Origin of the sequence: Pseudomonas sp. ADAK7 (genome assembly GCF_012935675.1) — a bacterium.
Classification (GTDB): Bacteria; Pseudomonadota; Gammaproteobacteria; order Pseudomonadales; family Pseudomonadaceae; genus Aquipseudomonas.
Genome location: NZ_CP052861.1, coordinates 1,086,932 through 1,100,744, shown reverse-complemented (window position 1 = coordinate 1,100,744; position 13,813 = coordinate 1,086,932). Strand labels below are relative to the sequence as shown.

Annotated in this window: 11 protein-coding genes; 3 read left to right on the top strand and 8 right to left on the bottom strand. The window is 60.0% G+C overall.

What is annotated here, in order from left to right; all coding sequences use genetic code 11:
* Positions 1–23: 23 nt before the first annotated feature.
* Both HKK53_RS04860 and HKK53_RS04855 read right to left on the bottom strand, forming a co-directional pair.
* Positions 24–1,079, bottom strand: a complete 1,056-nt coding sequence (locus HKK53_RS04860; protein ID WP_169369790.1) for a tetratricopeptide repeat protein — start codon at positions 1,077–1,079, stop codon at positions 24–26.
* Positions 1,080–1,156: 77 nt separating this feature from the next.
* Entirely contained in the window at positions 1,157–2,056 is a 900-nt protein-coding gene (locus tag HKK53_RS04855) for a bestrophin family protein (RefSeq protein WP_169369789.1), read from the bottom strand.
* A 208-nt stretch (positions 2,057–2,264) separates the two neighbouring features.
* Between HKK53_RS04855 and HKK53_RS04850 the strand changes: the two genes are divergently transcribed.
* Genes HKK53_RS04850 through HKK53_RS04840 form a run of 3 tightly spaced genes read left to right on the top strand, consistent with a single transcriptional unit; the run spans position 2,265 to position 5,572 of the window.
* The gene (locus HKK53_RS04850; protein WP_169369788.1) at positions 2,265–4,412 is read left to right on the top strand and encodes an FUSC family protein; all 2,148 of its coding nucleotides are present in this window, start codon (positions 2,265–2,267) and stop codon (positions 4,410–4,412) included.
* Positions 4,402–4,602 (top strand): DUF1656 domain-containing protein, encoded by a 201-nt coding sequence (locus HKK53_RS04845; RefSeq protein WP_133839750.1) that lies wholly within the window; start codon positions 4,402–4,404, stop codon positions 4,600–4,602. Before HKK53_RS04850 ends, HKK53_RS04845 begins: the two co-directional genes overlap by 11 nt.
* A 4-nt stretch (positions 4,603–4,606) precedes the next feature.
* Positions 4,607–5,572: an HlyD family efflux transporter periplasmic adaptor subunit gene (locus tag HKK53_RS04840; protein WP_169369787.1), complete on the top strand. Its 966-nt coding sequence runs from the start codon at positions 4,607–4,609 to the stop codon at positions 5,570–5,572.
* A gap of 205 nt (positions 5,573–5,777) precedes the next feature.
* On the opposite strand, the gene HKK53_RS04835 is transcribed toward HKK53_RS04840, so the two are convergent.
* The 6 genes from HKK53_RS04835 to HKK53_RS04810 form a co-directional block, all read right to left on the bottom strand.
* The gene (locus tag HKK53_RS04835; RefSeq protein ID WP_169369786.1) at positions 5,778–7,199 is read right to left on the bottom strand and encodes an efflux transporter outer membrane subunit; all 1,422 of its coding nucleotides are present in this window, start codon (positions 7,197–7,199) and stop codon (positions 5,778–5,780) included.
* Positions 7,196–10,390, bottom strand: a complete 3,195-nt coding sequence (locus HKK53_RS04830; protein ID WP_169369785.1) for an efflux RND transporter permease subunit — start codon at positions 10,388–10,390, stop codon at positions 7,196–7,198. The genes HKK53_RS04835 and HKK53_RS04830 overlap by 4 nt, the downstream gene beginning before the upstream one ends.
* 12 nt (positions 10,391–10,402) lie before the next feature.
* Positions 10,403–11,656 carry a multidrug efflux RND transporter periplasmic adaptor subunit MexE gene (gene mexE, locus HKK53_RS04825; RefSeq protein ID WP_169369784.1) on the bottom strand — a complete coding sequence of 418 codons (1,254 nt, stop codon included), beginning with the start codon at positions 11,654–11,656 and terminating at the stop codon, positions 10,403–10,405.
* 274 nt (positions 11,657–11,930) lie between these two features.
* Positions 11,931–12,386 carry a DUF805 domain-containing protein gene (locus tag HKK53_RS04820; protein WP_169369783.1) on the bottom strand — a complete coding sequence of 152 codons (456 nt, stop codon included), beginning with the start codon at positions 12,384–12,386 and terminating at the stop codon, positions 11,931–11,933.
* Between the two features lie 15 nt (positions 12,387–12,401).
* Positions 12,402–12,752 (bottom strand): DUF4190 domain-containing protein, encoded by a 351-nt coding sequence (locus HKK53_RS04815; RefSeq protein WP_169369782.1) that lies wholly within the window; start codon positions 12,750–12,752, stop codon positions 12,402–12,404.
* Positions 12,753–12,855: 103 nt separating this feature from the next.
* Positions 12,856–13,773 carry a LysR family transcriptional regulator gene (locus tag HKK53_RS04810; protein WP_169369781.1) on the bottom strand — a complete coding sequence of 306 codons (918 nt, stop codon included), beginning with the start codon at positions 13,771–13,773 and terminating at the stop codon, positions 12,856–12,858.
* Between the last annotated feature and the right edge of the window lie 40 nt (positions 13,774–13,813).

Below are 13,813 nucleotides of genomic sequence, written 5' to 3'. Positions count from 1 at the left end.
GGTTCAACGAAATTTTGCGGCGGTTAAAGACCTTGCTGCAACGCCGGATCATCCGGGTTCATCTGTTCCAGCTGCGCCAGCAGAATCTGCACGTTCTGCAACTGGCCGCTTTCCTTCCAGTAATTGATCAACAGCACCCGCGCCTTGCGGTCGGCCGGGTGACGCTGAACGATTTCCTGTAGCTGTTTCTGCGCGGCTTCCAGCTCTTCCTCGCTGCGCAGCGTGGTGGCCAGGTCGTAGCGGTAATCCTTGTTGTCCGGCTCCAGTTCAACCGCTTTGGAGAGGCCGAGCACGGCGAACTCACTTTGCCCGTGGTGCAGCAACCAGAGGCCGAGGGCATGTTGCAGGTAGGCGGAATCCGGTTGGGCCTTCAACTGTTTGGCCAACAACTGCCGGGCGGCGTCGCTCTGGCCTTGCTTGTCCAGCACTTCGATTTGCATGACCAGCGCCGGCAAATTGCCGGGCTCCAGCTGCAAGGTGCGCTCCAGCGCCTGTTGCGCTTCTTTCAGTTCGGCGTTGTGCAGGTGCAGCCGCGCCAGTTGATAGTGCGTGTTGGCACTTTCCGGTTCGGACTTGAGGATTTGCTCCCAGGCATCGATCGCCTGCTGCAACGGACCGAAGTACAGGCCCAGATCATCCGGTGACAATCCCAGTAACGCGTTGACGGCAGCCAGGCGCACGGTTTGCTCGCTGTCATCGAGCAACGGCCCCAGCAACAGGCTGCGCTGCCCACTGGGAACCAGGCCGACGATACTTTTGATCGCCGCCACCCGAACCTCTGCCGAGCTGTTTTGCAAATCGGCATCCGCCAGTTTCAAGGCTTGCGGGCTGGGGTAGTTGGGCAATTCGGCCAGTAACCAGAGCCGGCGTTTGGTCGACAGGTCTGGCCGGCCCAGTTGCTGGTAAAGCACCCGTGCCGCCCCCGGTTGGCCGGCGCGCGCCTGGGCCAGCGCTTCGCTGTAGCCATGTTTGATCGCCTCCGGCACCACGGGCGTGGTACTGCGCAGGAAAAACCAGGCGAGGGCAAGGGCGAACAGGACGCAGAGGCTGATAAGCAAGTAGCGGCGGGACTGGGGCATGCACGGATCCGGGGGCTGGCGAGCTTTTGCAAAAGACGTCAGCTTCGGTCAGGCGCGGCCTTGAGTCAAACCCTGGCTCAGTTCAAGACGTACTCGATGGGTTCGAGGGCCGGCGGCAAATCGGTTTGCCCCAACGCCGCCAGCACTTCGCGCTCCAGGGTGCGCAAAATCGCATTGCACGGCAAATCGTTCTCATCGAAGCCGAACGGGTCTTCGAGGTCGTCGCCGATTTCGTCGAGACCGAAAAAGGTGTAACTGACGATGGCGGTGAACACCGGGGTCAGCCAACCCAGCGGTTCGGCCATGGCAAACGGCAGCAGGATGCAAAACAGGTAAATGGTGCGGTGCAGCAACAGGGTGTAAGGGAAGGGCAGCGGCGTGCTTTTTATCCGCTCGCAACTCGCCTGGACCTGGCTCAGGCTGACCAGCCGGGCTTCCAGTTGGGTGTAGCGCCATTCACTGATCCGGCCGAGCTCGGCCAGTTCCGAACAGCGGGCGCCGAGGCGTTGCAACAGCGCATCGGGGATGTTCGGGTGCTGATGGTCGATGGGCGTGGAAGTCCAGGGCGCGACGGCTTGCCGCTCACTTTCAAAGCGCAGGCGCGCGATCAGGCCATGGGCGAAGCCGCACAGTTCACGCAACAACAATTCGCGTTCGTCCGCGTCCATCAGACCTTGGGTCTGGCGGATCAGCGAGCGCACCTCAATGATCAATTGCCCCAGTTGCTTGCGACCTTCCCACCAACGGTCGTAACAGGCGTTGTTGCGAAAACTCATGAAGATCGACAGCGACAACCCCAGCAGGGTGAACGGCGTCGCATTGACCTTGGAGAAATACGCCGGGTGCCAGGTTTCCACCAGCACAATCACCGACGCGAGCAGGGTCACCAACAGGCTGCGCAAGGCAATGCGCTTGGCAATCGAGCCTTTGAGGGAAAACAGGATGCCGATCAGGTTCGGCTTGGGACGTACGATCATGGGGGCGGGGGCTTTATTGAATGACGCTTTCGCAGCGATTGAAGCCTAGGGGCTGGGCGGCTTTCTGTCCAATTGCTATGGCTGACGGGGCTATCGAGCGCATCTATCGTGGAGGTCTGACTCATCGTCGAATTTGCCTACAACTGCTGTCGACTTTGAAACCTGTCGAGGTCTTGAAGCAGTGACTACGCTTGCTTGAGATGAGTCGATGAGTGCGCCCATGCAACCGTTTCTCCACTACTTCAAGATGCTGCTCAACCCCGGCCAGGGAGGACTGCTGTTTGCCTTGCGAACCATCGCGGCTGGTTTGCTGACCTTGTACCTGGCGTTCCTGTTCGACCTCGACCAGCCGAAGTGGTCGATCATGGCGGTGGTCATCGTCAGCCAGCCCCAGGGTGGGATGGCCTTGGCCCGGAGTTTCGGCCAGGTCATCGGCACGACCCTCGGCGCCATGGTCGCGGTACTGATCATGGCGATTTTCCCCCAGGCGCCGTTGCCCTTCATTATTACCCTGGCCCTGTGGCTGGCACTGTGTACGGCTGGCGGCACCTTATTGCGCTACACCAGTTCTCAGGCCTTTGTGCTCAGCGGGTATACGGCGGTGGTCGTGGCGCTGCTGTCGGTGCCGGACCAGGACGGCACGTTTCTGCTGGCGGTCACTCGGGTCACGGAAACGTTGTTGGCGGTTGCTTGCGTGTGCGTGGTCAGCCTCCTGACCGCACGCCCGGAGACGGTGGCACGCAACTATTTCGCCAAGGTCGATCAGGTGATCAAGCTGCTCGCCACTCACGCGGCGGCGGTGATTCGCACCGAAGAAAGCGAAGCCGATTTCCACCACCGGCAGATGCAACTGCTGGGCGAGATCAGTGCGCTGGAGGGGTTGCGTCGGCATTTGTACTTCGACGCGCCTCGCTTGCGCAGTGCCAATGGCCTGGTGCAACTGCTGGGCAACCAATTGGTGCTGCTGACTTCACGCCTGACAGCGTTGCGGCACCAGCGAGTGCTGCTGGCCGAGCGCTGGCAGGGTGCATTGCCCGAGGAAATCGAGCTGTTGCGCGCCGAAGAGCTGGCGTTTCTCGATGAGCTGGCGATTCAGGGGCGCTCATTATCGACCGAGGCGCGCAAGCATTTCGTCGCGCTACAGCAACGCTTCGACAGCCAGGCCTACAAAGCCGAGCAGCTCACCGAAACCATGACCGCCACCTTGCGCTCGCTGGCCTGGGCGTTGCGTTGGGAGCAGGCGCGGTTGCTGCAACAATTGGAGCAGATTCTGGAACTGAGCGATGCGATTCAGGAAGGGCGCGAAGCGAGCTGTGTGTTTCGCGGGCAGGAAAATCCATTGCATCTGGATTTCACCCTGGCGGCGATGAACGCCATTCGCGCCTTTACGGCGTTGGTGGTGGCGGGGCTGATCTGGATTGAAACCGGCTGGGACGGTGCCCGTGGCGGGATGGTGCTGGTGGGTATTCTCTGTTCGCTGATGGCGACGTTTCCGCGACCGCTGCTGGCCGCCCAGAGTTATGCGAGGGGGCTGGTCATGGCGCTGATCGCTTCAGCGTTCTACCTGTTCATGCTGTTGCCGATGATCAGCAATTTCGAGCTGTTGGCATTGCTGTTGGTACCGCTGCTGTACGCCGTTGCGATCGGGCTGACTACACCGCCTACCACCGGGACGGCCATTGGCCTGGGGCTGACGACGTTCCTGTTGTTGGGGCCGCAAAACATCGGGATCGGCCAGAACACGGCGATCCAGTGGTTCGAGTTCGCCGCTGCTTATACCTGCGCCACCGTGCTGGCGTTGAGTGTCTACGCGTTGATCTTCCCGTTCAGACCCGTTTTGCGCATGCGCCGGTTGTTCAATGAGAACTGCGAGCAGGTCTATGCCTTACTCAAGACGCCCGCCACCGATGAGCAGCAATTTGCCTTTGAAAGCCGCATGGTCGATCGCCTGACGATGATGCTCGGATTGCTGCCGGCGATTACTGATCGGCGCTCCCGAGAGTTGTTCGAAGTCAGCCTGGGTTGCATGGCGCTGGGCGTGGCGTTGAACCAGCTCAGGCAACAAGGACGGAACCACGCTTTGCTGAGTACCGATCAACAAAATCGTTTGCTGGCGGCGGTCCGTGAGACCGGGCGGTTGATTGCCGGGCGTCCCGGAGTCGATCTTGAGCATCTGCTCGGCAACTTGCGCAGCCTGGGCGATGAAATGGATGACCTGCACCTGGATGTACATGAGCAGCTGTGGTCCGTATTCCGGATGCGCGTGTCGTTGCTGATCGTGGTGTCGTTTCTGCAACGCTACCGTGACTATTTTCAACTTGCAGACATGGAAGGAGTACCGGCCCTTGCCCATTGATCTGGAATTGGGCGGCGTCTATCTGCCGCCAATCGCCCAGGCCCTGTTGCTGGCCTTGCCGATTTTTCTGCTGCTGGACTGGCTCTTGAGGCGCCTGGGTGTATTGCGTTTCGTCTGGCATGAAGCGCTGTTCGAGGGGGCGTTGTATGCCTGCGTTTGCGCCACGCTGATCCTGGTCATGGGAGCCTGATGCCTTGAAGAAGATCCTTGCCCGACTCGCGACCGTCGCGGTGGTATTGCTGGCGTTCATCCTCGGCTGGTTTGCCTGGGAACATTACACCCGCGCGCCGTGGACCCGGGATGCCCGGGTGCGGGCGGATGTGGTGACTTTGTCAGCCGATGTCGCGGGACGCATCGTCAGCCTCGGCGTGCAGGACAACCAGCATGTGGAGAAAGGGCAGTTGCTGCTGGAGATCGATCCGGCGCGCTACAGCCTGGCGGTGGAGCGGGCCAAGCGCTCGGTGGAAGTTTCGAAAGCAACGCTTGGCCAATCTCAGGCCTCGATAGTCTCCAGCGAAGCGCTGCTCAAGCAGCGTCAAAGCGAGGAACAGCGGCGGCGCAAGTTGAAACAGGGGTTTGCGATTTCTGGAGAGGAATGGGAGAAGTCCAGCACCGAAGTCGCGGTGGCCCAGGCCGAGTTGTTGCGCAACCAGGCCAACCTCGGGCTGGCCCAGGCTAACGTACAACTGGCCATCGCCGCGTTGACCCAGGCCGAACTCGATTTGCAGCGCACCCGGGTCGAAGCGCCCGTCAGCGGCTATGTCACCAACCTGCTGACCCGTCAGGGCGACTACGCCACGGCCGGGGGCGCGTTGCTGGCGCTGGTGGACAGCGACTCGTTTTATGTCAGTGGTTACTTCGAAGAAACCAAGTTGCCACGAATCGAGGAGGGCGACCGGGTGCGGATCGAGTTGATGAGCGGCGAGACTTTTGGCGGCACGGTGCAAAGCATCGCCTTCGCCATCGCCGACCGGGAAAACGCCCCGGGCGGGCGGCTGTTGGCCAACATAAATCCCAGTTACACGTGGGTAAAACTGGCGCAGCGGGTGCCGGTCCGGATACAGATCGACGCCGATTATGCGGCTAAAAACCTCTTGCGCGCGGGTACGACGGCCACCGTGACCGTCATGGAAAACCACAAATCCGAAGAGCACCGTTAACGCCCTGTAGGAGCGAAGCTTGCTCGTGAATGCGGTGGACCAGGCAATATTGTTGTCGACTGACACACCGCTTTCGCGAGCAAGCTTTGCTCCTACAGGGGAATGCGGTGTCTTTCGAGCAGGCAAAAAAAGCCCCACGACCGAATGAGACGCGGGGCCAAAAAAATTGGTTGGTTGCGGCCAACCAAAGGAGCTCTTTAAAAACTTATTTGCTGGCGACCGTCTCCGGTTGCCAACCGCCACCGAGGGCTTTGTAGATCGCGACGATGCCGCGATACAGATCGACTTCGGCCTGGGCCTGGGAATCTTCGGCGGCCAGGCGTTCACGCTGGGCATCGAGCAGAACCAGGAAGTCCGCGGTGCCTTCGCGGTAGCGAATCTGCGCCAGGTCGGCAGCGGCGCGGCTGGATTCGCTCTGACGGATCAGCGAAATCAGGCGTTGCTGACGTTTGCCGTAATCGCTGAAGGCGTTTTCCGATTCTTCCAGGGCCAGCAGCACTTGTTGCTCATAGGTCGCCAGGGCGCCTTCGGCATCGGCGTCGGCACCGCGTAAACGGGCCCGCACGCTGCCCAGGTCGAACGCTGCCCAGGTAATGCTTGGGCCGAGTGCCCAGGCATTGGCTGCCGCAGAACCGATCTGCGAACCACGCCCGGCGGTAAAGCCGAGGAAGCCGCTGAGGCTGACCCGCGGGAACAAATCAGCCTTCGCCACGCCGATACGAGCAGTAGCGGAGGCCAGTTTGCGTTCGGCGCTGAGGATGTCCGGGCGACGTTGCAGCAGTTCACCCGGATCACCAATCGGCAGGGCCTTGGCGATCGCTGGTAGGTCTTTCGGGCTCAAGTCGACGGTCAGCTTGTCCGGACGTTCACCCAATAGGGTGGCGATGCGGTTTTTCTGCCGAACCTGTTCGGCCTGCAATTGCGGCACGCTGGCTTCGACGGACGCCAGGCGCGCATCGGCGCGGACCACATCAAGCTGATCGCCGACGCCGGCATCACGCAGGCTGACGGTGATCTTGCTCGATTCCTGCTGGTTGTTCAGGTTGGCCAGAGCGATCTTTTCCCGCAGTTGTGCACCGCGCAGTTGACCGTAGGCGTCCACCAGCTCGGCAATCATGCTGACTTGCAGTTGGTACAGATCAGCTTCAGCCGCTTGTTGCTCGGCGTCGCTGGATTCCAGGTTGCGCTGGATCCGGCCGAAAAGGTCCAGTTCCCACGCCATGTCCAGGCCCAGGTCGTAGCGTTCGCTATTGACCCGTTTGGTGGTCTGGCCAGGGATTTGTCCCTTGGCCAGGTCACTGCTGGCGCGGCTGGTGATGGTCGGCATGGCGTCATTGCTGGCGTCATCGCGAATCGCCCGTGCCGCTTTCCAGCGAGCGAAGGCGACGCGCAGGTCACGGTTACCTTGCAACGATTGCATCACCAACTGGTTGAGGGTCGGGTCTTCGAACTGTTGCCACCAGATGCCTTCGAAACGCGAGCGGTCATAGTTCTTTTGACCGCTAGCGCCATCGGTGACGGCCGTGATATTGGCCGGCTCCGTGGCAGGGGTTTTGTAGTCCGGGCCGACGGCACAGGCGCTCAGGGCCAGTACCAGCAGGCTCGGCAGGAAGGCTTTCAGGCTCATTGTTGCGACTCCAGTTGCTTTTGATTAGTCAGCGCCTTGGCTGCTTTACGAGCTTCACCGCGCTCCACAAAGTTACGAATCAACACGTAGAACACAGGGGTCAGCAACAGACCGAAGAAGGTCACCCCGAGCATCCCGGAGAACACCGCCACGCCCATGGCATGACGCATCTCGGCACCGGCACCGCTGGAGAACACCAGTGGCACAACACCCATGATGAACGCGAAGGAGGTCATCAGGATCGGGCGCAGACGCAGGCGGCACGCTTCCAGCACCGCAGCCAGAGGGCTGAGGCCTTCGTCCTGCTGTTTATCCTTGGCAAACTCGACAATCAGAATCGCGTTCTTACAGGCAAGCCCCACCAGTACGATCAAGCCGATCTGGGTGAAGATATTGTTGTCGCCTCCCGAAGCAATCACACCAATAATCGCCGACAGCAGCGTCATCGGTACGATCAGGATCACCGCCAATGGCAGGCTCCAGCTTTCGTATTGCGCCGCGAGTACCAGGAACGCCAGCAGTACGCAGAGCGGGAACACGAACAGCGCGGTGTTGCCGGACAGAATCTGCTGGTAGGTCAGATCGGTCCATTCGTAGGTCATGCCGTTCGGAAGTTCATCCTTGAGCAGTTTCTCGATGGCTTTTTCGGCTTGGCCGGAGCTGTAGCCCGGGGCTGCCGCACCGTTGATTTCAGCGGTGATGAAGCCGTTGTAGTGCATCACGCGGTCCGGGCCCGAGGTGTCGCTGACCTTGATGAAGGTCGCCAGCGGGATCATCTCGCCTTTGTTGTTGCGCACTTTCAGCTGACCGATCTGGTCCGGCTCGAGACGGAACTGTTGTTCAGCCTGAACGTTGACCTGATAGGTGCGACCGAAGCGGTTGAAGTCGTTGGCATACAGCGAACCCAGGTAAATCTGCAGTGTGTCGAAGATGTCGCTGACGGCCACGCCGTGGGTCTTGGCTTTTTCCCGGTCGATGGCAGCATCGACCTGCGGAACGTTCACGGTGTAGCTGGTGAACAGGGCGGCCAGTTCCGGCACGTTGTGGCTTTTGTTGATGATGTTCATTGTTTCTTTGTACAGCTCGTCGTAGCCCAGGTTGCCCTTGTCTTCGATCTGCAGTCGGAAACCACCGATGGTGCCCAAACCTTGTACTGGCGGCGGCGGGAAAATCGCCATGTAGGCTTCTTCGATGCCGGCGAACTTGCCGTTCAAGGCACCGGCAATCGCACCGGCGGACATGCTCGGGTCTTTACGTTCGTCGAACGGTTTCAGGGTTACGAACACGATGCCGGCGTTCGGACTGTTGGTGAAACCGTTGATCGACAGGCCTGGGAACGCCACCGCACTTTCCACGCCAGGCTGTTTCAGCGCCAGGTCGGACATGCGTTTGATCACGTCTTCGGTACGGTCCAGGCTCGAAGCGTCCGGCAATTGCGCGAAGGCCACCAGGTATTGCTTGTCCTGGCCGGGTACGAAACCGGTCGGGGTGTTGGCGAAACCGAAGAAGGTCAGGACCATCAGGCCAGCGTACAAGAGCAGGGCGATACCGCTGCTGCGGATAACCCGGCCAACGGTGCCGACGTAGCCATGACTGGCCTTGTCGAAGAAACGGTTGAAAGGCTTGAACAACCAGCCGCCCAACAGTTTATCAAGCACTTTGGTAAAGCGATCTTTCGGCGCATCGTGGCTCTTGAGCAGGACGGCGGCCAGGGCAGGGGACAGTGTCAGCGAGTTGAACGCCGAGATCACGGTCGAGATGGCAATGGTCAGGGCAAACTGTTTGTAGAACTGGCCAGTGAGTCCGGAAATGAACGCCGCCGGGATAAATACCGCACACAGCACCAGCGCCGTCGCGATGATCGGCCCGGTCACCTCACGCATGGCTTTCTTGGTGGCTTCGACGGGCGTTTCTCCCAGCTCGATGTGCCTTTCGACGTTCTCCACTACCACAATGGCGTCGTCCACCACGATACCGATGGCCAGTACCAAACCGAACAGTGACAAGGCGTTCAGCGAGAAGCCGAACAAATGCATCACCGCGAAAGTACCGATCAGCGACACCGGCACTGCCACCAATGGAATGATCGAGGCGCGCCAGGTTTGCAGGAACAGAATCACTACCAGAACTACGAGGATCAGCGCTTCGAACAGGGTGTGAACCACTGCCTCGATGGAGCCGCGCACGAAGATTGTCGGGTCATAGACAATGCTGAAGTCCATGCCTTCCGGGAAGCTCTTCTTCAGTTCGGCCATCTTGTCGCGAACTTCGTTGGAGATCTGGATCGCGTTGGAACCCGGACGCTGGAAGATCGGGATCGCCACCGCCGGTTGGTTGTTCAGCAACGAACGCAGGGCGTATTGGCTGGAACCCAGTTCGACCCGAGCGATGTCTTTGAGGCGAGTGATTTCACCATTGTCGCCGGAGCGAATGATGATGTTCTCGAACTCTTCCTCGGAGACCAGACGGCCTTGCGTGTTGACCGACAACTGGAAGCTGGTGGCATTCGGTGCAGGAGGCGCGCCCAGGGCACCGGCAGCGACCTGGCGGTTCTGCTCACGAATGGCATTGACCACATCGGTCGCGGTCAGGTTGCGTGAAGCGGTCTTGTTCGGATCGAGCCACACCCGCAATGAGTAGTCGCCCATACCAAACAGTTGCACATCCCCGACACCGCCCAGGCGCGCCAGCTCATCCTTGATGTTGAGCAAGGCGTAGTTGGACAGGTAGAGCATGTCGTAGCGTTTGTCCGGCGAGGTCAAGTGGACCACCATGGTCAGGTCCGGAGAGGCCTTGTCCACGGTGATACCAATGCGCGTCACTTCTTCTGGAAGCTTCGGCTCGGTCCGGGTCACACGGTTCTGCACCTGCACCTGCGCGTTATCCAGGTCAGTGCCCAGGGCGAAGGTGATGGTCAGGGTGATCTTGCCGTCGGCGGTGGACTGCGAGGACATGTACAGCATGTTCTCGACGCCGGTGATGGCTTGCTCCAAAGGAGCGGCCACGGTTTCACCGATGACTTTAGGGTTGGCACCCGGAAAGTTCGCGCGGACCACAACGGTCGGTGGAACCACTTCCGGGTATTCGCTGATCGGCAACTGGAACAGCGAGATGGCGCCGGCGATCAGGATCAGCAGCGACAGTACCGCCGCAAAGATCGGCCGTGAAATGAAGAATTGGGAAAAATTCATCGTAGAGATCCCTTAACCGCGTGGGGTCGCAGCAGCCAGTTTCACAACCGCACCCGGCGCGACCTTGGCAGGTGCGACTTGGGGCAGGTTGCTGGCTTCCAGCGCTTGTCGTTGTTGAGCCAGAGCGGCGAGGGTTTCCTTGGTGGCCATCGGGATCACTTCAGGGGTGACCGGCGAACCCGGACGAACCCGTTGCAGACCCTTGACGATGACGGTGTCGTCCTTGTTCAGGCCGCTGCGCACGATGCGCAGGCCTTCGATCTTCGGACCCAGCTCGACCGAGCGGTACACGGTCTTGTTGTCGGCATCCATCACCAGCACGAACTTTTTACCCAGGTCGGTACCGACTGCTTCGTCGTTGATCAACACAGCGGAGTAGGTGCCGCTGCCGACCAGTTTCAGGCGTGCATACAGACCGGGGGTGTACTGACCGTCAGCGTTATCGAACACCGCACGACCGCGAATGGTGCCGGTCTTCGGGTTGACCTGGTTGTCGACGAAGTTCATCACGCCCTGATGCGGGTTGCCGTCTTCGTTGGACAGGCCGAGGTACACCGGAGTGGTAGCGCCGCGTTTGCCCTGGCGCGCGAGCTGGGTGTATTTGAGGAACACACGCTCGTCGGCGTCGAAGTAGGCGTAGACCTTGTCGGTGGAGACGACGCTGGTGAGCGCGGTGGTATCGGCGGTCACCAGGTTACCGGCGGTGATTTCCGCACGGCTGACGCGGCCGCTGATTGGCGACGTCACGCGGGTGAAGCTCAGGTTCAGTTTGGCCAGGTCCAGTTGCGCCTGGAGGGCGCCGACGGCAGCGCGGGCTTCTTGCGAAGCGCTGGTGCGCGAATCGGCCAGTTCGGCGGAAATCGCGTTGCTGGTGCGCAGGCGTTCGCCGCGCTGGGCTTCGTTTTCGCTGCGGGTGGCGTTGGCGCGGGATTGGGCGACCAGCGATTCGAGGCGGCGAACCTCGGCCTGGAAGGGGCGGGGGTCGATCTGGAACAGCACGTCGCCTTTTTTGACCAATGCGCCTTCAGTGAAAGCGACTTCATCGATCTGGCCGGAGACCCGTGGACGAATTTCTACGGTTTCCGGTGCTTCGAGGCGTCCGGTGAATTCGTCCCACTCGTTGACAGGTTGCTCCAGCACCTTCGCCACGCTGACCTTGGCCGCGGGCATGGTGGCGGCGGTCTCAGGAGCCTTGCCGCAAGCGCTCATCACCAGCACGGCCAACAAGGCCAACGGGAAGCGCAAATGTTTGAGTGACTGTTCCATGGATGCATCCGCCAATGTATTAAGAATGGACGGATGATGCTCGGCGATGTTGTATCGCACGAATCGAATGAGGCAAAGGTAACTATCATTCGGAATGATATAAGCGCGAAGCAAGCCCTCTAGCATGCGCCTTTCGTTAGGGTGCTATCAATTGGGTTGATGACAAATCTGTGTTGCGGGGAATGCAAAGGTCGGACGGATTGAAAGTGTTGTCAACGGCTCAAACAAAGAGACGGCCATTGCGGCCGTCTCGATTAGCGTTTCGTCACTGACTTCAGTTGATCCCTTTAGGGTTCGGACCGAAGCGGTTGACGCCAGGGGTGCTGTCCTGGGCCAGGAAAACAATGTTCACGATCGGCAGCAAGATCCACCAGCCACTGCGATCAGTGTCGTGCATCCGGCGAATGGCCGCACCGAGACCCGGGAGGAACACTGCCAGGCTATAAATATTGTTGAGGATCCCTTTGGTGCCCAACAAGGCGTCGATAACCATGAAGCCGATACCGATCGCAACGTTGATCAGAATAAACATCCAGTATTCCCGGCGGCTTGCGCGGCCGCTGAACACAGCATATTTCTTCAATACTTCAATGTAAGGATTACCTTGCGCCGCACCAGCGTTTGGCGCTGTAAAGGCTTGCTCGCTCGCTTGCGGCGCGCCGCATTGCGGACAGGCTTTGGCCAGGGTACTGATTTCCTTGGCACAACCACGACAAAAAACCATGCTCATATTTTTTCCCTAAAATTAGTCTAATGACAGTCCGATGAAAACAAGCGTCGCAATAGCCGACAAGATAACGCCGGCGATTGCCAAGTTATTTCCTGGTTTTTTCTGGTTGATGCTGATGATCCCGCAAACGAGACCGGCGACGGAAAAAGTGCTCATGCCGACGACGGTATCTCTATCCCATTCGGAGTCATCAAGCAGGGTGAGTAAGCAGATGATGCCCAATATCAGCGAGAGGATGGCCAGCCACGGTGAACCGATGCCAGGGGTTGCCGCCAGGGCAACTGGTTGGCTCGCTCCGCATTGGGGGCACGCTGGGGCCGTCTCGTGAATTTCCTTGGCGCATGCGCGACAAAATACCATTGTCATTGTTGTCCTTAACTTCGAATGCTGAATACCCGCCCGTTTATCGACCGGGCCTGGAATAACTTTACAGCGCTTCCCTGTGTTTTTTCGCGGCAATCAGGCACTGCTATTGGAGACTGTCCGGGTCCCCGAAGAACATCTGGATCCTGGACCGCAACCAACGCTCGCCCGGATCGTTATCCTGCGACCCGCGCCAGGCCATGTGCAGTTCAAAACTGCGCGTCGGCAGCGGCGGGTCTTCAGCCCGGACACCGCCAGCCGCAGTCAAGGCTTCAGCGGTGTAGTCCGGCACGGTGGCGACAATATCAGTGCCGCTGATGAGCGTGCTCAGACCGTTGAACTGCGGCACGGCGAGCACCACATGGCGCTTGCGCCCAAGCTTCTCGAGTTCTTCATCTATAAAGCCACTCAGGTCGCCGGCGAATGACACCAGCGCATGAGGTCGTGCGCAGAAGTCGTCGAGGCTCAGCGGCCCGGGCACGGTATCGGCCCGTAACAGCTTCGGCATGCTGCGGCGCAGTACCTTGCGCTTGGCGTTGGCCGGCAGGTCGGCGGTGTAGCTGACGCCGATCGAGATTTCGCCGGAGGCCAGCAAGCTCGGCATCAGAATGTAGTTGGCCCGCCGCACCACCAGCACGATACCCGGTGATTCGGCGCGCAGGCGTTTGAGCAGCATGGGCAGCAAGGCGAATTCCACGTCGTCCGACAGGCCGATGCGGAACACCGCGGTGCTGGTGGCCGGATCGAATTCCGCCGCACGGCTGACCGCTGTGGAAATCGAGTCCAGGGCCGGGGAGAGCAGGGCGAAGATCTCCACCGCCCGGGCGGAAGGCTCCATGCTGCGGCCGGTGCGCACGAACAACGGGTCGTCGAACAACCCGCGCAGACGCGAGAGCGCCGCACTGATGGCGGGTTGGCCGAGGAACAGTTTTTCCGCCGCGCGGGTCACGCTGCGTTCGTGCATCAGTGTTTCGAATACGATCAACAGGTTCAGGTCGACACGACGCAGGTCATTACGATTCATCTGGAGTCCTGGCAGAGTCAGCAAACTTGACGTGAGCGGC